This window comes from Sinomonas atrocyanea, assembly GCF_030812675.1.
GTDB classification, from domain to species: Bacteria; Actinomycetota; Actinomycetes; order Actinomycetales; family Micrococcaceae; genus Sinomonas; species Sinomonas atrocyanea_B.
Map to the genome: position 1 here is coordinate 53426 of NZ_JAUSTE010000007.1, position 21120 is coordinate 74545.

22 protein-coding genes are annotated in these 21120 nt (G+C 71.4%); 6 read left to right on the forward strand and 16 right to left on the reverse strand.

The annotated features are described in order from the left end of the window. Window positions 1-13: 13 nt before the first annotated feature. Window positions 14-1435 (reverse strand): FAD-dependent oxidoreductase, encoded by a 1422-nt coding sequence (locus tag J2W20_RS11185; RefSeq protein ID WP_307006676.1) that lies wholly within the window; start codon window positions 1433-1435, stop codon window positions 14-16. A gap of 245 nt (window positions 1436-1680) precedes the next feature. Here J2W20_RS11185 and J2W20_RS11190 point away from each other — a divergent pair, with 245 nt between their 5' ends. The 4 genes from J2W20_RS11190 to J2W20_RS11205 all read left to right on the forward strand — a co-directional run bounded on the left by J2W20_RS11190 (window position 1681) and on the right by J2W20_RS11205 (window position 5069). Beyond that, window positions 1681-2145: an acyl-CoA thioesterase gene (locus tag J2W20_RS11190; RefSeq protein WP_307006677.1), complete on the forward strand. Its 465-nt coding sequence runs from the start codon at window positions 1681-1683 to the stop codon at window positions 2143-2145. Between the two features lie 157 nt (window positions 2146-2302). After that, window positions 2303-3130: a DUF4190 domain-containing protein gene (locus J2W20_RS11195; RefSeq protein WP_307006678.1), complete on the forward strand. Its 828-nt coding sequence runs from the start codon at window positions 2303-2305 to the stop codon at window positions 3128-3130. Between the two features lie 263 nt (window positions 3131-3393). Further along, entirely contained in the window at window positions 3394-4221 is an 828-nt protein-coding gene (locus tag J2W20_RS11200; protein ID WP_307006679.1) for a pullulanase X25 domain-containing protein, read from the forward strand. A gap of 167 nt (window positions 4222-4388) precedes the next feature. Continuing rightward, on the forward strand, window positions 4389-5069 hold the full coding sequence (locus tag J2W20_RS11205) for an HNH endonuclease family protein (protein WP_307006680.1): 681 nt from the start codon (window positions 4389-4391) through the stop codon (window positions 5067-5069). Window positions 5070-5081: 12 nt separating this feature from the next. Here J2W20_RS11205 and J2W20_RS11210 read toward each other — a convergent pair whose 3' ends face one another. Together J2W20_RS11210 and J2W20_RS11215 are read right to left on the reverse strand one after the other, a co-directional pair. Next, complete coding sequence (locus tag J2W20_RS11210; RefSeq protein ID WP_307006681.1) at window positions 5082-5786, reverse strand: DNA alkylation repair protein; 705 nt, start codon at window positions 5784-5786, stop codon at window positions 5082-5084. A 72-nt stretch (window positions 5787-5858) separates the two neighbouring features. Further along, the gene (locus J2W20_RS11215) at window positions 5859-6230 is read right to left on the reverse strand and encodes an iron chaperone (RefSeq protein ID WP_307006682.1); all 372 of its coding nucleotides are present in this window, start codon (window positions 6228-6230) and stop codon (window positions 5859-5861) included. Between the two features lie 143 nt (window positions 6231-6373). On the opposite strand from J2W20_RS11215, the gene J2W20_RS11220 reads away from it, so the two are divergent. Next, window positions 6374-8062 (forward strand): sensor histidine kinase, encoded by a 1689-nt coding sequence (locus J2W20_RS11220; RefSeq protein WP_307006683.1) that lies wholly within the window; start codon window positions 6374-6376, stop codon window positions 8060-8062. 21 nt (window positions 8063-8083) lie between these two features. On the opposite strand, the gene J2W20_RS11225 is transcribed toward J2W20_RS11220, so the two are convergent. Continuing rightward, window positions 8084-8518, reverse strand: coding sequence for a hypothetical protein (locus tag J2W20_RS11225; RefSeq protein ID WP_307006684.1), 435 nt, complete (start codon window positions 8516-8518; stop codon window positions 8084-8086). Between the two features lie 144 nt (window positions 8519-8662). Between J2W20_RS11225 and J2W20_RS11230 the strand changes: the two genes are divergently transcribed. Beyond that, window positions 8663-9421, forward strand: coding sequence for a response regulator transcription factor (locus tag J2W20_RS11230; RefSeq protein ID WP_307006686.1), 759 nt, complete (start codon window positions 8663-8665; stop codon window positions 9419-9421). Window positions 9422-9440: 19 nt separating this feature from the next. On the opposite strand, the gene J2W20_RS11235 is transcribed toward J2W20_RS11230, so the two are convergent. The 12 genes from J2W20_RS11235 to J2W20_RS11290 all read right to left on the reverse strand — a co-directional run bounded on the left by J2W20_RS11235 (window position 9441) and on the right by J2W20_RS11290 (window position 21105). Further along, window positions 9441-9803, reverse strand: coding sequence for a hypothetical protein (locus tag J2W20_RS11235; RefSeq protein ID WP_307006687.1), 363 nt, complete (start codon window positions 9801-9803; stop codon window positions 9441-9443). Continuing rightward, the gene (locus J2W20_RS11240) at window positions 9790-10440 is read right to left on the reverse strand and encodes a signal peptidase I (RefSeq protein WP_307006688.1); all 651 of its coding nucleotides are present in this window, start codon (window positions 10438-10440) and stop codon (window positions 9790-9792) included. The genes J2W20_RS11235 and J2W20_RS11240 overlap by 14 nt, the downstream gene beginning before the upstream one ends. A 35-nt stretch (window positions 10441-10475) precedes the next feature. Next, entirely contained in the window at window positions 10476-11093 is a 618-nt protein-coding gene (locus J2W20_RS11245) for a TasA family protein (RefSeq protein ID WP_307006689.1), read from the reverse strand. Between the two features lie 148 nt (window positions 11094-11241). Next, complete coding sequence (locus J2W20_RS11250) at window positions 11242-12399, reverse strand: 5-methylcytosine restriction system specificity protein McrC (RefSeq protein ID WP_307006690.1); 1158 nt, start codon at window positions 12397-12399, stop codon at window positions 11242-11244. Beyond that, window positions 12396-14609 (reverse strand): McrB family protein, encoded by a 2214-nt coding sequence (locus tag J2W20_RS11255; protein ID WP_307006691.1) that lies wholly within the window; start codon window positions 14607-14609, stop codon window positions 12396-12398. Before J2W20_RS11255 ends, J2W20_RS11250 begins: the two co-directional genes overlap by 4 nt. Before the next feature lie 96 nt (window positions 14610-14705). After that, entirely contained in the window at window positions 14706-15254 is a 549-nt protein-coding gene (locus J2W20_RS11260) for a dihydrofolate reductase family protein (protein WP_307006692.1), read from the reverse strand. A gap of 48 nt (window positions 15255-15302) precedes the next feature. Beyond that, window positions 15303-17279, reverse strand: coding sequence for an amino acid transporter (locus tag J2W20_RS11265; protein ID WP_307006693.1), 1977 nt, complete (start codon window positions 17277-17279; stop codon window positions 15303-15305). 95 nt (window positions 17280-17374) lie between these two features. Beyond that, window positions 17375-17686 (reverse strand): hypothetical protein, encoded by a 312-nt coding sequence (locus tag J2W20_RS11270; protein ID WP_307006694.1) that lies wholly within the window; start codon window positions 17684-17686, stop codon window positions 17375-17377. 86 nt (window positions 17687-17772) lie between these two features. Further along, entirely contained in the window at window positions 17773-18201 is a 429-nt protein-coding gene (locus J2W20_RS11275) for a universal stress protein (RefSeq protein WP_307006695.1), read from the reverse strand. An 85-nt stretch (window positions 18202-18286) separates the two neighbouring features. Then, window positions 18287-18937 carry an NAD(P)H-binding protein gene (locus tag J2W20_RS11280; protein ID WP_307006696.1) on the reverse strand — a complete coding sequence of 217 codons (651 nt, stop codon included), beginning with the start codon at window positions 18935-18937 and terminating at the stop codon, window positions 18287-18289. A 96-nt stretch (window positions 18938-19033) separates the two neighbouring features. Continuing rightward, window positions 19034-19501 carry a GbsR/MarR family transcriptional regulator gene (locus J2W20_RS11285; RefSeq protein WP_307006697.1) on the reverse strand — a complete coding sequence of 156 codons (468 nt, stop codon included), beginning with the start codon at window positions 19499-19501 and terminating at the stop codon, window positions 19034-19036. Further along, window positions 19498-21105 carry an ABC transporter permease gene (locus tag J2W20_RS11290; RefSeq protein WP_307006698.1) on the reverse strand — a complete coding sequence of 536 codons (1608 nt, stop codon included), beginning with the start codon at window positions 21103-21105 and terminating at the stop codon, window positions 19498-19500. The genes J2W20_RS11285 and J2W20_RS11290 overlap by 4 nt, the downstream gene beginning before the upstream one ends. Window positions 21106-21120 lie beyond the last annotated feature (15 nt).

The following is a 21120-nucleotide window of genomic DNA, read 5'->3' on the forward strand; positions in this document are numbered from 1 at the left end:
CCGCGGCGACTAGTCAGACGATAGCGCCGAGCACCTCGTTGAATGCCTCCGATGACGACGGATGCGTGTACATGCGGTCCCGCAGTTCCTGGTAGGTGATGCCATGCTGCATGGCGAGTGACACCAGGTTGATGACCTCCTGCGAATCCACGCAGAGCAGCGTGGCACCGAGGATGTGGCCGGTCGTGCGATCGACCACGACCTTGATGAGTCCGCGTGGATCGCACACGATCTTGGGGCGCGGCATCGCCGCGATCTTCGCAACCTCCTTCGACGCCACGCCCACGTCCCAGCCGTGCGCGCCAGCCTGGGCCCGGGCCTGCTCCTCGGTGAGCCCGACCCGTGAGAGCGGCGGTGTGACGAACACGGTGGAGGGAACGGCACGGCGGTCGGCGAGTGACCGCGGGGCACCGCCGGCCACCTGCGAGAGCACGATCCTGTGGTCGTCGAGCGAGATGTACGTGTGCTGCAGACCCCCGTTGACATCGCCGAGCGCCCACACATCCGGCGCGCTCGTGCGCAGATGGTCGTCGACCACGACGGCGCCGTGCTCGTCGGTCTCGACGCCCGCCTTGTCCAGCCCCAGGCCCCCGGTCGCCGGTGCGCGGCCCACAGCGAGCAGGACCGCCTCGGCCTCGAGGTCGAGAGGACCCGAAGGGGTGGCGACGCTCACCCGGGCGGCGGCCGATCCGCCGTCGGCCGCGCCTCCGGCCGAGTCAGTGATCCCGACGACGTGCGCACCCTGCAGGAACCGCACACCGTCGCCGGCGAGGATTGAGGAGACGGCCTCGGCGACGTTGCGGTCCTCGCGCCTGAGCGGAATGGGGGAGCGGTCGACCACCGTGACCTCGGAGCCGAATGCGGCGTACATCGAGGCGAATTCGTAGGCGATGTATCCGCCGCCCACAATGACGAGGCGCCCGGGCAGGTTCGCCTCCGAGATGAGCTCGGTGGAGGTATGGACACGGGCGGAGATGATCTCGCCGCCCTCAGAGGCACCGGGGATGTCCGGCACCACGGGCAGCGACCCCGTGTTGAGGTAGAACCGGTGGGCCGTGAGCTCCAGCTCGTCGCCGCCCCCACTGAGGCGTAGACGCTTGGGCCCGACGAACTCGGCGCGGGCGGTGATGGCGGTGACGGTGTCGATGGTGTCGAGCATGGAGAAGTTCACCGCGCGCAGCTTCGCTGTGAGCTCGTCCTTGCGTGCGATCGAGTCCATGTAATGGGCGGCATCCCAGCCGTCGTGCCCGAGGTGCGACGAGTAGACCAATGCCTTGGTCGGCACGCAGCCGATGTTGATGCACGTGCCGCCGTACATCGTGTCCGACTGCTCGACCATGGCGACGCGGCGACCGGCGCGTCCGAGGACACCGGCGAGCGTCTTGCCGCCCTTCCCCCAGCCGATGACTACGTCGTCGAACTCGAGTACGTCCATGGACACCACGCTTCCCTGAGGATCTGCTCCCATCCTAGCGACGAGGTGCGCCGGGAACGGGGCTGGGGGCCGCGGCGCCCGTAACCGCGATTAAACGCACGCGTCACCCCCGCGCAAGATCGCCTCCGTAGGCTGGAACCAGCCGCGGGGACGGCGTCGGCGGGGCACGGAGCGCTCCGGACGCCGCCCGCGGCAGAGCAGGGCATGCCCCGGGGACACCGGAGGCGATGTGGTAGACCCGAGGAGTGAGCAGCGAGCGGCTTCGGGTCCTGGTCCCCATGCGATGGGGCGACATGGACGCGTATGGGCACATCAACAACGTCCAGATCGTCCGCATGCTCGAGGAGGCGCGGATCGCCGCCTTCGGCCCGCCGGGGGGCACAGGAGCGGCAGGTGTCGAGCCGCTCGTGCCGCTGTTCTCGGCGGTCCCGGACGGGACGCTCGCGCTCGTCGTCGAACACCGCGTCCGCTACGTGCGCCCGCTCGACTACCGCAACGTCCCCGCCGAGGTCGACGTGTGGGTGAGCGGGCTCAAGGCCGCCGCGCTGACCCTCGACTACCTCGTGCACGACCCCGTGGACGGGCACCAATGCGTACGGGCGACGACGCAGCTCGCCTTCGTGGAGGAGGCCACCGGCCGCCTCCTGCGGCTCACGGAGGACCAGCGCCGACGCCTCGAACCGTACGTGGGCGCCGGGCTCTTCAGATAGGCGCAGACTCCTTCCGGGAGGACGTCCGGCAGCCCGTGGCATCCCCCGCGCCGTGCTGCATGGGCCGGGCCCAGCCGCCATGGAATACTCATCGCGGCGCGCCTTGATGTCCTAGCGAGGGGTTGGGACAGCGCAGCCTGAATCCAGGGGGGATTCCATGACTCATCCTCAGTCACCCGAGCAGCCGTCGGCCCAGGGCTCGCACCCGCAGACCGGATCCGCGCCGCTTGGCGAGCCGGGATCGGGCGCTGCCGACGGCCGGCCCTACCCGCAGCCATATGGCCACCAGGGCCAGCCGTATCCGCCGTATGGCCAGCAGGGCCAGCCGTACCCGCCCCAGGGCCAGCCCTACGGCCAGCCGTACCCGCCCCAGGGCCAGCCCTACGGCCAGCCGTACCCGCAGCCGAGCAAGACGCTGGCGATCATCTCGATCGTGGCGGGCGGCCTCGCCGTGCTCTTCAGCCTCATTCCGTTGCTCGCCTGGCCGCTGGCCGCGGCGGCGATCGTGTGCGGGATCATCGCGCTCGTGAAAAAGGGCGGCGGAAGGGGCCTGTCGATTGCCGGCATCATCCTCGGAGGGGTGGGTACGGTCATCGCGCTGATCGTCTTCATCGTCGCGATGGCCTTTGTGTCGTCTGTGGAGAAGACCTCCGGCAAGAGCCTCGGCGAGCTCCAGTCCTCGCTTGCTTCGGCGAGCGCCGCGGCCAACGCCGAGCACACGATCCAGTACAAGGTCACGACCAATGGCAAGGCCAAGGTCAGCTACTCGGATGCCGCGGGCACGAGCGACGAGGACATCGCCGCGCCGTGGACCAAGGACTACAAGGACAGCGGTTTCGTGCTCGCCTCGGTCTCGGTGATGGCCGACGGCGATGCCGACACCGCACAGGTGGCGTGCGAGATCCTCATCGACGGCAAGACCGTCTCGAAGAAGAGCGACGCGGGGGCCTACGCTTCCGCCTACTGCTCCGGCAGCGCACGCTGACCACCTGCGCTGCCCGCCCCCGGCTGCTGTCCGGCGGGCGGGCGGCGCCCCGGTAGACTTGCACCGGCAGACTCGAGCCGGCGGGCCACGCGCAGGACGCATGGACGTAACCCCGGCGAAACCAGGACATGCCACGGTGGGGCGCAGCTGCTGTACGGCGCGTCACACTCGGTCACCGACAAGGCGACCCAGGAGTAACCGGCCAGCATGGACATGGAGTGCGGCATGGGCTCCGCCGGAAACGCAAGGAACAAGGGGAAGCAATGGCGAGGAACGCGAACGCGGCAGAGAAGCTCGACCTCCGTCTCAAGGCGGTGCTGGACGGGCTGGCGGAGGCGGCATTCACTGATCAGACGGCCGACGCCCGCGAGGTCCTGACCGCGGCGGTCGCGGCAGTGCCGTTCGACGAGCACGAGGCGACCCTTCTCTCCGGCGGCATCCCGCGCGGCCACAAGGCGCTCACCACCGCCACGGCCAAGCTCGTCAAGGCCGGCTGGATGGTCAAGGGACGCAGCGGCTGGGCGATCACCGAGGACGGCCTCCGCGCCACGGTCGCCTTCCCGACGGCGCAGGCCCTCGCGGCCGCGCTCGCGGACGGCACGCCGGTGCCTGCCGACACCCCGGTCCCTGCTGCCTCCGCGAAGAAGAAGCCGGCCCGCAAGGCGGCCGCCAAGAAGGCGCCCGTGGCGAAGAAGGCCGCCGCCGAGGAGGAGCTGGCTGCGCCCGTGGCCGAGGCCACCGTCCCCACCGAGGCCGAGGCGGCCGCCGACGAGCCGCTCGTCGTCGACCTCGATCAGCCGGAGTCCGTGGCCATCGCCGGCGACTTCGCCTCCCACCTGGGCGCCCCCGCCGACTGGGAGCCCAGCGCGGACGCCGTGCAGATGGGCCTCGACGCGGCCTCCCGCCGCTGGGTTCGCACCGTGGACCTCCCGGCGGGCCACTACGCCTTCAAGATCGCGATCAACCGCTCCTGGGACGAGAACTACGGAGCGTTCGGCGCCTTCGACGGCCCCAACCACGAGCTGACGCACGACGGCGGCCCGGTCACCATCGCGTACGACCACGCCACCAAGGACATCGCCTACTCCTGATCCAACCGGGGCGCCCGTCCACATAGGGGCGCCCGAGGCGGGGATTGTCGGCGGCCTCCCGTACGGTGGAACAGTCATGTCAACCACCGGCGGGGGGGCCGTCCATGCTTCAGCGTTCATCCCGGCGCCTCCCGCGCCGCGGACAGCGTTCCAGGACCGTGGGCGTGGTGGCCGCCGGGACCTTCTTGGCGGCGGCGCTCGGCTGGTTCGCCGGCTTCCTCCAGATCCCCGGCTTCGAATCCCCGCTGACGGCCCAGACGCAGATCGGCGGGGTCCCCGCTGCGCAGCTTTCGGCGGCGAAGGCCTCGCTCGCAACGATCCCCGTAAGGGGGCGCGCGCCGAAGACCGGGTACAGCCGGACGGAGTTCGGCCAGGCGTGGTCGGACACCGACCACAACGGCTGCGACACCCGCAACGACATCCTCGCGCGCGATCTCCGCGGCCCCGCGTTCAAGGCGGGGACGCGGGACTGCGTGGTCCTCTCAGGCAGCCTCGAGGACCCCTATACCGGCAGCACGATCGCGTTTCAGCGCGGCGAGCGGTCGGCGGACGTCCAGATCGACCACCTCGTGCCCCTCTCGGACGCGTGGCAGAAGGGCGCGCAGCAGTGGACGCCGCAGAAGCGCCTCGGCTTCGCCAACGATCCGGCCAACCTGCGTGCGGTGGACGGCCCGGCGAACCAGCAGAAGAGCGACGGCGACCTCGCCACGTGGCTGCCGCCGAACCGGTCATTCCGCTGCGAGTACGCGGTGAATGTCGTGGAGGTCAAGGCCGGCTACGGACTGTGGATGACCCAGGCCGAGCATGACAAGGCCGCGGAGCTGCTCGGTGCCTGCCGGGCCGAGTGAACGGGCGGGTGCTCAGGAGGCCTTGAGGTACCGTTCGCGGGCGCCCCGCGGCAGCTTCTCGACCGCGTACCGGAGGGCCACCCGGGCCATCCGCGGCGCGCAGCGGTCCAGGAATGCCTCCAGCCCCGGCGTCCCGACGGCCCGCAGCGCCCAGCCCGTGGCCTTCTGCACGGACTCGTCCGGGTCGTCCGCGAGCAGGGTGGCGATCTCGAACAGGTCGTGGGGATCGCCGAGCCCCACAAAGTACGTCGCCGCGACGATCGCGGTCCGCCGCTCGTTCGGCCGGGGTGACCGGGCGAGCCCGTACAGCGGCTCCCGCGGCTTGTCGGCCAGATAGCTGCCCACCACGTGCACGGCCGCACGGTCCACGAGGTCCCACGAGTCGATCCGGTCGTGGCGGCGCAGGTACAGCTCGTAGAGCTCCCGCCGCTGCGGCGGCGGTGTGCTGGGGCTGCGCGCCTGGAAGTCCATGATGCTCACCGCCCCTGCACGGGCCTCGTGCCATGGGCTGTCGAGGAGCAACTCGACCTCGTCGAGCGGCATGTCCGCGGAAGCCCGCGCGAGCTCGAACACGGAGCCCATCGGGACTCCGAGGAACCGGTCTCCGCCGCGCCGCGCGAGCGGGAACGCCCGCTTGTACTTCCTCAGTTCATCGCCGGAGCTCAGCGACTCCAGCGCCGCCAGGAAGGCCCCGGCGGTGCGCGTTCCGAAGGCCATCCGCACACCCCCGCGAGATGCTCATTTGTACAGGCATTAGGCTAACCCCGGCGGGGGGTGAAAGTGCCGGGTCTAAATGCCCTTCCCGCGGGCCTCCGCCGTCCCCTCGATCTCGGCCGCGCGCGCGGCGAAGATGGCGCGCAGCACGTCGTCGGGCACCGGGTGCGCGGCGGTGAACCGGAGGGTGCCCTTGGACCAGTCGAAGCCCTCCAGACGGTCGCCCAGGGCAGCCAGCGCCCGACCGCTGAAGGGGAAGACGGAGAGGTGGTGCTTGGCCTGCCGGGCGCTCGCGTAGCCCTTGCCGTGCAGGAGCAGGGCGGGCATCCCGTAGCTGTGCCCCTCGGCCGCCGCGGGCGACACCTCGAGGGCTACGGCGTACACGTGCCCGATCGCCGCTCCCTCAGGTCCGCTCAGGCCCGCGAGATAGTCCGTGACCTCTCCCATGTGCCCCATGGTCCACCCGTGGGTGCGAGGAGTGGAAGGAGGCCGCGCGCGGCGCGGCCAGGAGCCTCACCTGCTCAGGGGCGGTCACCAGCGGGGGCGCGCGCTATGGTGATGCGGGGGAGCGGCCTGGAAGGGGAGCGGGCGTGGTCAAGCTGCTGGATGTGCTGTTGCTCGGACGGGCCCGGTTCCACGAGCTGAGCTTGCGGGGACGGGTCATGCTCAGCCAGCTGCCCGCCAATCTTGCGCTGCTGCTCGTCGTCGCGATCATCGCCGTGGCGGCGCCCGGGAAGCTCACCGAGCCCGCCTTCGTTGCGGGTCAGGCGCTTGCCGTCCTGCTCCTCATGCTCTCCGGATCCCTGCCGTGGCAGCGGCTGCCATACGGGTCGTTCCTTGTGGTGCCGTTCCTCGATTTCGTGCCCATCGGCCTGATCCAGGCCTCGGCCTCGGACCAGATGCCAGGGCTGACCTTCCTCGCCCTGTTCCCGATCATGTGGGTGGCTGGCTCGGGCTTCCGGCCCCGGCTCATGGTGCCACTCAGCGGCGCCGCGGCCCTGGCGATGGTCTGGTCACCGCTTCTCCTTGCGGGATCCCCTGACCCGGCCGCTCTGGCGGGACACCTCCTCGCGCCTTTCATGCTGCTCGCCGTGGGGGTCGGAACGTCGGTGATGACTCTGAGCGGAATGACCCAGCAGGCGCGGGTGGAGGAGCTGCTCGCCCAGGCGGAGCGGCGGGAGCGGCTTCTGGACGCGGTGCTCGAGACCGTGGACGTCGGCGTCGTCGTGATCGACACCCAAGGCCGCGGAACCTTCACGAACACCAAGCAGGTCGAGGTGTACGCCGCCGCGGTGCCCGCGGAGGAGGACGGGCAAGAGACGGGAATGATGATCTACCGGGATGGCTCCGAAGACGCGCTGCCGCCCGAGCAGTGGGCGCTGGAGCGCGCGCTCGCCGGTGAGCGGGTGGAGCACGAGTTATTCCGGCTCGGTCGGGGACCGGGCGCCCGCACCGTGTCCGTGACCGCCAGGGACTTCCTCGACGCGGACGGCGAGCGGGCCGGGACGGTGCTCGCTTCCTCCGACGTGACCGACGTGGTCCACGCCGTGCGGGCCCGGGACAGGTTCCTCTCGACGCTCTCGCACGAGTTCCGCACCCCGCTGGCGAACATCCTCGGCTACGCCGAGCTCATTGCCGATGACCCGGACCTCTCGGATGCTTCCCGTGCTGACGTCCACGTCATCGCCCGCAACGCGCAGCACGTGACCAGCATGGTCGACGAGCTGCTCGTGGTGGCGGTGACCGGAGCCGGCACCGCCGTCCGCCTGCCGCTGGATGTCGCGGTGATCGTCCGGGAAGCCGCGGAGTCGTTCGATGCCGCTGGGAGGGTCCGGGGCATCGAGGTCCGCGTCGAGGCGGACGGAGCGCTCATGGTCCTTGCCGACCGCACCGGGCTGGTGCGGGTCGTGGACAATCTGGTCTCCAACGCGCTCAAGTACTCAGGCGACGGCACCGAGGTCAGGCTGAGCGCCGTCCGCGAGGGCCAATGGGCCGTGGTGACGGTCGAGGACAGCGGGATCGGCATCGCCGAGGATGACCTCGAGCACATCTTCACGCGCTTCGGCCGCAGTGACGGCGTGCTCGGCGAGGACATCCCGGGCACGGGCCTCGGCCTGTCGCTCTCGAAGGAGGTGGTGGAGGCCCACGGGGGCACCATCGAGTGCACGAGCACCGTGGGCGAAGGGAGCACCTTCACGGTCCGGCTCCCCCTCCGAGGCGATTCCCGCTCCGGCCCGAGTCCGGCCGAGGAGGCCCGGCTGATAGGTGAGCCCGGCTGATCTGGCTGGGGCCGCCGCTTCTCAGCACGTGCGGGTGAGGGTCCACGCCGTACCGGACCAGGACCCGAGGAGCGCCTGGACAGTCAGCGTGTAGTTCCTGTTCCCTGCCGAGGTCGAGGTCCGTGAAAGCGGTGCCGGCAGGGTGGTGTTCCCAGCGCTGTCCGCTGGCCCCACCGTCGAGGACGTACTGGTGCCGTCCGGCGCTGTCAGCACGAAGCGGTAGCCGGTGGCGCGCTGCACCGCGCTGTAGGCGGTCACCGTGGCGCTCGCGGACTTCCCGTTGGAGCTGGTGCAGGTGATGGTGGCACTGACGTTGGCGGGGGCTTGGATCTGGTACGTGCTTGCCGAGAGGCCGGACGAGTCGGTCGCGCTGAAGGCGCCCTGGGCCGCAATCGGAGACATGGCCAGGAAGAGCAGGGCGCCGAGGAGCCCGGCAAGCGTCCGCCGCAGTGCCATGGCCACTCTCCCTCTTCTCTCCGATCGGTGCTATCCGTGACTCCATCCTGCCAACCCGTCCTCAAGCCGGGCGGCCCGCACAGTTCAAGATTTGCTCAACCGGGCGTTCAGCGCGGCCTCCGCCGATCTGCGAGACTCTGTGGCATGGGGACAGATTCCGCCGAGCGGCGCGCCGTGGTTGTCGAGGACGATGCTGACATGCGCAGCCTCCTGGCCCGGACCCTTCAGCGCCACGGCTTCGACGTCGCGCTGGCCGGGACAGGAGCGGAGGGCCTCCGCATGGTCGGGGAGCACCGGCCCGACCTCGTCACGTTGGACCTGAACCTGCCCGATCTGGACGGCACCGAGGTCTGCCGCCGGATCCGTGCCGTTTCGGACGCCTACGTCATGATGATCACCGGCCGGGCGGACGAGATCGACGAGCTGATGGGCCTCCAGATTGGGGCGGACGACTACATCAGCAAGCCGTTCAGCCCGCGGACCGTCCAAGCCCGGGTGGAGGCCATGTTCCGGCGTCCCCGCACGGCAGTGCCCGCTTCCGCGGTGCCGTCGCAGGAGGCCACCGTGGCCGCGGCCGCGCCGGCCCCGGGCGGATCGAGGCTGGCCCACGGGGCGCTGGAGGTCGACGTCGACGCTCGGCTCGTGCTGCTGGATGGCGAGGAGCTGGCCCTGACCCGGACCGAGTTCGACCTCCTGGTCCTCTTGGTCGGGGCGCCGAGGCGGGTGTGGACGCGGGAGATGCTGCTGCGGTCGGTGTGGGGCGACGAGTGGGCCTCGGACGAGCACCTCGTCGAGGTCCATGTCGGCAACCTGCGCCGCAAGTTGGGGGACCGCGGCAAGGCCCCCCGATTCATCCGCACCGTGCGCGGGGTGGGCTATGGGATGGTCGCCCCGGCCGGTTGAGCTGGGAGGGCATGTTGACTCAGCCGCCGGCCAGGAGGTCCTCGAGCGCCTGCGCGACGGCGCCGGCGCTGCGCCGCAAATCCGGCACGGAGGCCCGGGCCGAGGGGAGGTCCACCGCTCGGACCGCACGGTCCGTGCACCGGGCTGCCCGTTCGAGCTGGACGGCCCCGACCATCTCGGCCGAGGTCGCGAGGCTGAGCAGCGCCACGTGGGCGTCGTCCGTCCGCCCCGCCTCGACGGCGGCCGCGACCGTCCTGAGCCTCCGGGGGAGGAGGTCCAGGAACAGGGCCGCGAAACTCAGCGCATCGGCCGCGGAGTCGAGGTCGCCGGCGATCTCCCGCAGGCGGCCCCGTTCGAGGATGGGCAGCTCATGGGGCTCCACGGTTCTCCCCCTCCTCCCGCGATGCCCCCGGTGGACGCCGCCAGATCGAGGACAGCGCGATTCCGACAACGAGCATCGGGGCGCCGACCACGAGGGCCAGCCGCAACGACGGTGAGCGCAGGGCACGGATCACGTCGCCGAGGTGCGGAATCGCGGCCTTCGTGGTGTACACGGAGTCGTCTGTGATGCCGGCGGCCCACGGGTCGGCGCCGTTGTTGGCGTCACCCTTGGTCCTGACCACGGTTGCCCCGGCGGGGTTGCGCGTGACCTCGACGACCCGGTGGGTCTCGATGCGCTGGTCGTCCACGGGGATGCGATAGGTGATGATGTCCCCGACCGCCAGCTGCGCGGTCGGGGTCTTCACGCTCACCACGACGTCTCCGGGATTGATGAGCGGGGCCATGGATCCGGTGAGCATCGTCGAGGTCTGGTAGCCGAGGAACCGGGGGCCCACCGCCAGGAACAGGAACGCTGCGGCGGCCGCAGCGAGCACGAGGGCGAGTCCGGCGCGGAGCGCGAGGCGTGCGGCCCTGCGCCAAGGGCGCGCCGTCCGGCCGCCGGACCGGCCCGTGGAGGGCTCGGACCGGCGGCGCCGCGGCGTGGCTGCTGTGCCGTCGCGGGACAAGGTGGTGCTCATGGCAGGTCCTCCTGAGGCGTGCCGCGGTCGGGGTGCTACTGGTTGGTGGCGCTGCGCTGCGTGCCGGTGAAGGCGAAGTTCACCGTGCTCGTGATGCCCTGGAACGTGTTGTCCGCGCCGGAGGGCAGCGTCAGGGTGGCGCGGAGGTTGTCGGTGTGGCCGGCGGTGACGGCGCCGAGGCCGGTCAGCGCCACGTTGGAGCCGACGACGGCCCGCGTCGCCAGGACGGAGGTCACCGTCCCGGAGCACGTGTAGGTGTAGGCCGGGGCGGTGCCGGCTTCGGTCCAGGGGACCGAGCAGGCATCGATCGCCAGCTGGAGGCCGTTGACGGCGTCGGTGTCGAGCTTCGACGAGGGCGCCGCCGTGGTGGTCAGGGTGATGCCGGCGAGGTTCTGCGTCCCGGAGTTGGCGAGCGTCACGGCGCGCTGCACACTGTCCCCCGGCACGAGGCCCGTGGCGCCCACGCTCAGACGGTTCGCGGTTCCGGAGGCACCGAGGTTGACCGCGACGGTGCCGGAAGCGACGTTCGTGCTCGCGGAGGTCGTGGACGTGAAGGCGCCGTAGGTGCCGAGGCCGGCGACGCTCGCGGCTGCGCCGATGAGGGCGGCGGAGGCCAGGAGCTTGCCGGAGGTGGACTTGAGGCTGAGACCCATGTTCTTCCCCTTGATCGGGCCGGGCAGCAGGCCCGGTGCGTTGTCGTCGCCAGCCCCATCGGCTGACACAGACAACTCTCCCGCCCGGGTTTCAAGGCCACCGGCCGCCGACGGACAAGAAAGCCTCAAGATCGGCTCAAGCCGCTGCCTACGCGGAGAGGTAGGGTGCCGCCGCCGCGATGAGCTGCTCCCGCACGCACACCGAGGCGACGGAGAGGTCCACGGTCGCTGCGCCGAGGCGGTGGCCCGAGGAGATGAAGGATTCGGTGAGCGGGCTGCCCGCGGAGGGGTACAGGAGCAGTCCGCCGGCCTCGAGCGACGCCGGGTCGGCGGCGGACTCCTGCTCCCGCACGTAGGTGTAGAGCTGGTAGAGGTGCCCGGAATCGAGGGTCTCGCGCGCGAACCGCCCCGGCCGGATCGCTGCGGCGAACCGCGTGTCCACGATGAGGCGGCGTCCGGAGGCGGGCGCGTCGATCCACACGTCGGTGACCATGTGCGGCAGGACGGCGGCCATGCCGAGGGTGGCCCCGCTGGCCTTCCATCCGACCTTGCGCCCGCGCTGGACGGACCACCCGCGGCCGCGCCCGTGGACGGCGTAGAAGCCGCCCACCGCGCGCTCGAACAGGTGGCGGAACTGGCGCTCGTCGAGGGTTCCGCGGCCATGGCCGGGATTGGTGCGGCCGAAGGGCAGCGAGAGCTGCAGGGCGAGCCGGGCCGCGAGCAGCACGGAGCGGTCCTGCTGGTCGTTGCGGGTCAGCCGTGCAGCGGCTGACGCGGACTGGTCGCGTTGGCCTGCGCGGTCGTCGAGGATGCCGACGCCGAGCTGGGCGAGGCGCTGCGACTGCCCCTGGCAGCGGCGCACGAGCTCCTCATCGCCGCACAGGCGCGCGATCGAGGCCAGCGCCGTGCGGATGAGCCGGTTGCGGGGCGTGTCCACCGTCAGCTCCTCGAACCTGCACGCCACGAGCCCGCGCGAGAGCAGCTGGTGGGACTCGGTGCGCAGGGTGTCAATGCCGCCGCGCACCCGCGCGAGGTCGCGCGAGGTCTTCCTGAACGACGGCGTGAGCGGCCGCCGGAGGCGGTCCTCGGCGCTCGCGACGAGCAGCTCGGCGAGGAGCTCGGGCAGCTTCTCGGGGTAGTCCTCGATCCCGTCGAAGGCCTCGGGCCCGGACTGGTAGAACTCCGACGCGTACAGCAGCAGGAGCCAGACGTTGCGGACGGGGATGCGCACCCCGCCGGCGACGACGACGGAACCGTCGGCGGCCGCCGTCGTGCGCTCCGGACCGGAGGGGCCCGCAGGCGTCACGCGAGGCCCTCGAGGAGGGCGGCCGACGCCGACTCGGCCTTCGCCGCGTCGTCGAACCAGTACTCCTCGAGGGTCGGCACGATCTCGGTGTCGACGACCCCGCGGAACCAGTCCGCGAAGGAGGCGACGCGCTCCTCGGCCGGGGGCGTGACGAACGAGTGCCCGAGGCGGAACTCGGAGCCGAGCGCCGGGTCGTCGGCGATGCGGTCGTTGAGCGCCTCGAAGCGGAAGCGCACGAGCTCGAGCTCCTTGGGGTCCACGCCGTGCCGGGCGGACATCCACGCCTGCCACGCGTCGTTGACGCTGGGCTCGAGCGAGACGAACGCGAAGCGGCGGCGGAACGCGAGGTCCATGATCGCCAGCGACCGGTCCGCGAGGTTCATCGTGCCGATGATGTACAGGTTGCTCGGCACGTGCACGCTCTCGGTGCCCGAGCGGGGATAGGCGAGCTGGAGGGACTCGCGCGGGGAGCGCTTCCCGGCCTCGATCAGGGTCAGGAGCTCGCCGAAGACCTGGACGGGGTTGCCGCGGTTGATCTCCTCGATGAGCATCACGTGGGGGACGTCCGGGTTCGCGTTGGCCCGCTCGACCATCTCGAGGAACGGGCCGTCCACGAGCGTCAGCTTCCCGTCCGAGCCGGGGCGCCAGCCGCGCACGAAGTCCTCGTAGCTGGAGTTGGGGTGGAACTGGGTGGCGCGCAGGGCGGACTTGTTGTCCCGTGTGCCGATGAGCGCGTATGCGAGGCGGCGCGCGAGCCACGTCTTGCCGGTGCCCGGAGGGCCCTGCAGGATGAGGTTCTTCTTGGACCGCCACCGGGCCAGGTACCCGTTGAGGTCGGACTCGTCGACGAAGCAGCCGTCCGCCACGATGTCGCGCACCGTGTAGCTGGCCTGCGGGGACATCGGCGTCGGGTCGTCCTCGGGCTCCGGGGCCTCCCCGGCGCTGCCCGAGTCGGCGTGCGCGCCGTGCCCGTAGCGCTCGAGGTAGGCGGTCCAGGACAGCTCCGGGAAGGAGTGGACGGCGAACTGCGGGTCCTCGAACTTGGAGGCGAGGGTGTCCAGCAGCGTCACGTACGCGGTGCCGTCGGCCGTGAAGAAGTCCTGGTCGAGCATGAGCTCGGTCTTGAGGTACTGGCGCGAGCGGCCGTCGAGCGGCAGGTAGTTCCAGGGGCGCACCCAGAACAGGCCCATGGTGAGCTTGGTGCCGACGCGGTAGATGTCCCTGGCCCGGTCGTAGGCCGCGGCGAGGCGGAAGCGCTCGTGGTCCTCGCTCGAGTCGGCGGCGGCGAGGGCGGCCTCGAACACGTCCCAGAGGCTGTCGATGTCGTCCTTCTGGCGGGTGCCCGCGGGCGGGAAGAACCACGAGTTCTGGTTGTTCAGCAGCGGGATGCCGTCGAACCCCGTCGGGGCGGGGGCGGTGATCCCGAGGAAGGCCGCCCAGTCGGCGGCGATCTCGGTGCGCTTGGCCGGGCTCGCGCCGCGGTTGAACGTGCCCATCACGGTGAACGGGCAGATGTCCTTCAGCGGCACGGGGTTGTCCCGCCAGTCGCGGTCCATGAGGAAGCCGAGCTCCTCGTGCCGCTCCTGCATCGCGCGCAGGTGCGCGAGGAGCTCGCCGCGGCGGCGGCGGAAGCCGAGCAGCGCCGTCGCCATCGCCTCGTAGAAGGCGGTCCACTCGAAGCGCTGCTCCGGCGTGGGGTCGACGTCGCCGAACCGCTTCGCCCAGGCCGGGTCGTTGCGGAAGCGGTCGGTATCCTGGGGCTCGCCGAGGAAGGTGAAGCGCAGGAGGGCCTCGCGCATCCAGTGCCCCGGGGTGACCTTCCAGATGGTGTGCCGGCCGGTGTAGAGGTACCACTCGCGCGGCCGCCCCGCGCGGGTCCAGTCGACCCCGATCTTGCGGCCGTCGCCCGGATTGGCAGTGATCACTCCGACGGCGCGGACGGCCAGGACGGGGACGGCGTGTCCGTGGGCCTCGAAGGGGAGCCCGGAGCGGCGGACGTAGGTGGACTTGAGGGCGATCCTGTCGCCGACCTTCATCGACTTGACCGTGTCCAGGTAGCGGTCCTCGAAGCCGTTCTCCCAGATGCCCTGCGAGATGAACCGCTCGGCCTGGTCCTGGGACTCCTGGTCGGCGCCGGAGGCCCCGACGAACCAGTACTGACCCTCGGGAACGCCCGCTTCCACCATTGACTGCCCTGCCTTCAGATCCATGCCGCGTCCACGGCACCCAGAGCATTAGATCACGTTCTGCTGGACGACGCGCCCGGGATCCGGGGGCGCTGAGGGCCCCCCGCGGGGCCCTCCCGGCTAGGCGCGGACGGTGTAGTGCACGTACACGAAGCGGCCGATCCGGCGCTCGTTGACGAGCTCGAGGTCCAGCCTCGCCTCGGGCAGCGCGGGTGTCCCGCCGCCCACCGCGACCGGGGCGATGAACAGCCGGACGTCGTCCACGAGCCGCGCCCCGAAGGCCTCCGCCGCCAGCCCCGCGCCGCCGACCTCGAGGTCGGTGTGCTCCTTGAGGGCGCGCACCGCGGCGGGGTCGAAGCTGCGCTCGAGCCGGGTGCGCGCCGTCGTGACCTCCGGCAGCGTGCGTGAGTAGACCACCTTCTCCGCGGCGCGCCAGATCTGGGCGAAGTCGCGGACGACGCCGGCCGGCCCGGCATCGATGACCGGGTCCGCCCAGGCGCGCATCACCTCGCAGACCCGCCGGCCGTACAGGTAGGTGCCGACGGGCCGGAGGATCTCGTTCACCGCGGCATGGACGTCCTCGTCCGGCGCGGCCCAGTCGAAGCTGCCGCTGCGGTCGGCGATGTAGCCGTCGAGGGACGCGAGGTTCATGTACAGGAGCCGGCCCATGCGTCCACTCTCGGCTCCAGCGGCGCGCCCGGGCAAGGGCCCGCGCGCTCAGCCCACGTGGACCCAGGGCCGCTGGGTGACGTCCGGGACGGCCTGGCGGAGCACCTCGCGGGTCACGGGTGCGATCTCGCCCTCGCCGAAGAACATGAAGCGGAGCAGGTTGCGCACGGGGTTGCCCTCGGTCCAGCGGAAGTAGATGTGCGGCATGAGTCCGGTGACGTCGCGGATGTGGAGCAGCACCGAGGCGATGGTGTTGGGGATGACGGGCCCGTGGACTTCGAGTACCCGGTAGCCGTGGCGCATGATGCCGTGGACGTCGAGCTCGGTCTCGAAGTCGGAGGAGTCGTCCACGATCACCTCGAGGAAGATGACGTTCTCGTCGAGCGGGAGGTGGCTGACCTCGCTCGCGGAGGCGAGCTTGTCGCGGTACGCCTGGCTCGTGAGCCTGAGCGGCTCGTGGGCGATGATCTGGATGGGCCCGGATTCCGCCGAGGCGATGAACTCGATGGCCTTCTCGTCGAAGTGGATGCGGGTCGCGTGCAGCTCGAAGGAGCGGCGTGCCCTCGAGATGAAGGAGATCACGATGATCGCGGCGATGAAGATCGCAGCGATCTGGATGCCCTCGGGCCGCTCGATCATGTTCGCCGCGGTGGTGTAGACGAACACCGCGGCGATGATCCCGAAGCCGACCGTCAGCTTGCGCTGCCCGCGGTGCCGCGCGGAGAGGGTGACGGCGATGGCCGCGGAGGTCATCAGGACGAGGACCCCGGTGGCGTAGGCGCCGCCCTGGGCCTCGACGCTCGCCCGGAAGATGAGCGTGACCAAGAATGCGACGAACGTGAACACCAGGACGAGGGGCCGCGTGGCGCGCGTCCACTGGGGTGCCATGCCGTAGCGCGGCAGGTAGCGGGGCACGAGGTTGAGCAGGCCTGCCATGGCCGAGGCCCCCGCAAACCAGAGGATGGCGATCGTGCTGATGTCGTAGACGCTGCCGAAGCCCACACCCATGTACTCGTGGGCGAGGAGCGCCAGGGCGCGCCCGTCCGCCGCGCCGCCGGGCTCGAACTCCTTCTGCGGGATCAGCACCACGGACGTGAAGCTGCTCGTGATGAGGAACGTGCTCATGATCAGTGCCGCCGTGGTCAGGAGCCGCTTGGTCCCGCGGATGCGCCCGGCGGGATTCTCCTCGGTGTCGCTCGCGTCCCCGCGGATCTGGGGCATGACGGCCACGCCGGTCTCGAACCCGGACATGCCCAGCGCCAGCTTGGGGAAGACGAGGAGGGCCACGGCGACCATGAGGACGGGGCTGCCGTGCGAGGTGGTGAGCGCGTGCCACCAGTCGCCGACGAGGAGCGGATGGGCCAGGGCCTGGCCGAACGTGACGACCACGAGGACGGCGTTGAGGATGAGGTAGGCCCCGACGAGGACGACGGCGACGCCGATCGCCTCCTTGAACCCGCGGAGGAATACGGCCGCGAGCAGCGCGAGCAGCACGAGGGTGACCACCAGGTTCTGGTCCTGGAGCCACCCGGGCATGAGCGGGTTCGCGATGAGGTGCGCGGAGGCGTCAGCGGCGGAGAGCGTCATGGTGATCATGAAGTCGGTCGCCGCGAAGCCCAGCAGCGCGAGCACGAAGAACTTCCCGCCCCAGCGGGGGAGGAGCCGCTCGAGCATCGCGATCGACCCGGAGCCGCTGTGGCTCTCGACCGAGACCCGCCGGTAGACCGGGAGCGCGCCGAAGAGGGTGACGATCACGAGCACCACGGTGGCCAGCGGGGACAGCACCCCCGCCGCCACCACCGCGATGGCGGGGGCGTAGCCGAGGGACGAGAAGTAGTCCACGCCGGTGAGGCACATGACCTGCCACCACCGGTGCTTCTTCTCATGGCCCTGCGGTATCGCGTGCGGTCCTTGGTGGACGGCCTGTGGCTGCTGCAGGTCGTGCAGCAGCCAGGCGCGGAACGAGTGGGCCCGGGTCTCCCGCCCGAATCGGGGTTCGGCGGGTGGGCGGCTCAACGTGGTCACCGGGGTACCTTCCTGCTTGCGCCGCTAGTGCGACAGCCGAAAACGTACCCCGTCTACAGGTCCGCAGACCCGGTGTTTTACGGGATCTTTATGGCTCAGGCGGCTGCCGACTCCGGTGAGAGGACGTACACATCCCCGCGCACGCCGATGCGCACCGGTTCGCGCACGGGGAGGGCGCTCATGACGTCGATGCCCACGGCGAGCGTCCCCGAGCGCCGCTCGTCGCTGCGTGGGCTCCACAGGACGGAGCGCTCGGTGCCGTCGACCGAGACCGTGACGACCGAGGGCACGGTCGGGAACGCGGTCAGTGCGCTGCCCGGGATCCGCAGGACCTCGGAGTTGCGGTCGGACTCGGTCACCGGCTGCGAGGCCACCACGCGCTCATAGTCGTTCTCCCACGTCTGCATGCCTCAACGACTATCACAGACTTTCCCCCGGCGGCGGGCGGCAGGGCCGCGCGTGCCGGCCGGCCGCCGTCGTGCGGGCCGGGCTGCTAGGCGCCGACGGTCTTGACGATGTAGACGTCGCACGGGGCGGAGTGCGCCACTTTGTTGGCGACGCTGCCCAGCAGCCGCCCGAGCCCCTGCATCCCGCGGTTGCCGACCACGATCATCTGCGCGTCGATCCGCTCCGCCTCGGCCACGATCGCCTCGGCCGGCTTGCCGCGCGCGGCGGCGTAGGTGACGGTCAGGCCCGGCGCCTCGAGCGCGCGGGCCGTCTCCTTGGCGATCGCGACGGTCGTGTCGGCGTCCGAGACGATCCACGTGTCGCTGCCGCTGCCGAGGACCTCGGTGCGGTCGGTGTCGAACGCGGAGACGATGTGCAGCCGCGCCCCCAGCGCGAGAGCGAGCTGCTTGGCCTGCGCGGCAGCGCGCTCGGCAGTCTCGCTCCCGTCCACGCCGACCACGATCGGTCCAGTCATGATGTGCCCCTCCTCAAGGATGACCTGATGTGGCCACCGTACCCGGCGCCGCGCACGGGCCGCGCGAGGCGGCCCCGCCCGCGGGTCAGAGCGAGGCGAGGGCGTCCGCGATCGGGGTCTGGCCCTGGTTGAAGCCGACGAACTGGCGCACCGTGCGCGGCTCGCGCAGGGCGGCTGCCGCGACCGCGGCGACGTCCGCGCGGCTCACGTTGCGCGAGTCGGAGGAGTCCGCGAGGTCGATCCTGCCGGTGGCGGGATCGGAGGTGAGCGTCGAGGGGCCGAGGATCGTCCAGTCCAGCGAGGTCCCGCGCAGGTGCTCGTCCGCCGCGGCCTTGGCCTCGGCGTAGTGGAAGAACGGGTTCGACTCCGGGACGCCGTGGTCGGGCCGGGCGCCGAGGTAGGAGACCATGATGTAGCGCGGCACATCCGCGGCCGAGGCGGCGCGCATGGAGCGGATCGCGGCGTCGCGGTCCACGGCGCGCGTGCGCTCTGGGCTGCCGCCGCCGGCGCCGGCGGACCACACCACCGCGTTGTGGCCGGCGAGGACCTCGGCCAGGCCCTTCTCGTCCAGCGACTCGACGTCCGCGACGACCGCCGTGGCGCCCGTCGCCTCGACCTCGGCCACGTGCTCGGCGTTGCGGACGATCGAGGTGACCTCGTCTCCGCGCCGGACGAGCAGGGGTGCGAGGAGGAGGGCCACCTTGCCGTGGCCTCCGATGATGGCGATGCGTGACATGCGCTGCTCCTTCTTGCCGGTGGGCTCAAGACCACGTCCCACCTTGCCACGGCCCGGCCCTTCCGCCCACTTCCGGGGCCCGCGGCGCCCCGGACCCTAGCCCCGGCGTTCGGCCTCCCACTCGTCCAGGAGCCCCGGCATCCGGCGTGTCAGGAAGCGGTAGAAGTCCGCGGTCTCCCGCGCCCGGGCCCGCGCCGGGCCGTCGGGGAGCTCGTCCGCCAGGGTGCCCGCGAGGCCCGCGAGCCGCTCGTAGACGGGGTTCTGGCGCAGCGTGGCGACGTACCAGGGGTCGTCGGGGAGGGCGTAGCGGTCGCGGCGGCTGCCCGGCTGCGAGACCCGGTGGACGAACCCGACCGTCTGCAGGTAGCGGACGGCGCCGGAGACCGCGGCCGCGCTCGCGCCGAGGGCGTCGGCGAGCTCGGCCGCGGTCAGTGCGCCCTCGTCGGAGGCCACGAGGGCCAGGAGGGCCCGGGCGGGCATCCTGGGGAAGCCCGCGGCGGCCATGACCGCTGCGGAGGCCTCGGCCGCGTCGGGGAGGCGCGGCTGCTCAGGGCCCGAGCTCACGTCGCCCCGACCTCGCGCCGCCGCATGAGGGCCAGGGCCGCGGCCGCGGCCACCACGGAGATGCCGAGCATCCAGAACCCGCCCGTCCAGTCACGGCCGCCCGGGCCTGGAACCGGTGTATGCGAGAACGGCGAGACGTCGGTCATCGACTGGTCTACGCCGATCAGCCCGCCGAAGACCCCCAGCAGCACGGCGACTCCCAGGACGGTCCACCCGACGGGGATGGTCGCCTGCGGCCACACGACGAAGACGAGCGCCGGGACCGCCAGGAAGATGAGCGCGGCCGGGATCTGGTCGATCGCCGAGATCCAGACATCGCCCACCGCCGCCGAGGTGTCTCCGGAGGCAACGAGCGAGACCCATGCGCCGGCCGCGGTGAGGAGCATGACGGCGACGATCGTGAGCGCACCGAGGGCGAGGTAGTCCGCGAACCACCGGATCCGGCCGAGCGGCTGGGACACGAGCCACGGAGCGGTGCCGGCCGCTTCCTCCTGGCGCGCCCGGATCACGGCCTGGAGCGCGCAGGCAGCGGCGAGGACGCCTGCGAGCAGGAAGAAGACCGAGACAAGGAGCTGTGACGTCGAGACGCCCTGGGCCTCGACCATCCTGCGGAGGGCCTTGGTGGCCTCGGGGTTGGTCTGGGTCACCGCATCGACCGCCGTGCCGAGGCCTCCCGTGAGCAGGCCTGTGGCCAGGCCGCCGACGCACCAGCCGACGATGGAGCCCATCTGGAGCCGCGCCGCGAGGGCGAACGAGCCGTTCAGCGTCAGCCGGGCGTCCGCGCGTCCCGTGCGCCCTGCCACGAGCGCGGCACCGACGTCTCGGCGGTCCATGATCAGGGCGGTCACTGCGAGGCACAGGGCACCGAGGCCCAGGGGGAGGAGCAGGGGCCACCAGCGGTCCCCCGTGTAGGCGAAGGTCTGCTGGCCCCATCCGATCGGCGAGATCCAGCTCGGCCACGCCGCCGTCATCGACATCCCGTCGGCGCCCGGGGTGCCGGCGGCGTCGCCGAAGCCGCGGAGGAGGTAGGCGACGAGCACGAGGGAGGCCGAGACCGCGTTCGCGCCGCGTGAGGTGCTCATGAACTCGCCCGCGAGCAGCCCGATCCCGAGGAACGAGATCCCCACGGCGCCGGTGGCGGCGCCGGCGAGCACGGACCCGCCCGGGTCGAGGTTCTCCGCGATGAAGGCGAGGGCAACGACGGCTGAGGCCAGGACATTGGCAACCACACCGTGCAGCACGGTGGCGGCGAGGGGGAGCATCCGGCCGGCGGGCGTCGACGAGATCATCTCGGCGCGGCCGGCCTCCTCCTCGGCCCTGGAATGGCGCACGGCCATGAAGGTGCTCATCCAGCCCGCAAGCAGCGAGAGGAACGTGAAGATCTCGAAGAACGTGAAGGAGCCGAGGCCGGGCCCGCGCGCCAGGCCGCGGAAGACTAGGATCGCGGGCGTCGCGAGGGCGACCTTGAGGATCTCGGCCTGGGTGGCATAGTCGCCGTAGGTCTTGGCGACCGCGGCGACGGAGAACAGGGCCATGAGGGCGATGCCGAGGATCCACCCCACGAGCTGCCAGCGGTCACGGCGCAGCCGCTGTCGGTAGAGCATCAGGAAAGTACTCAC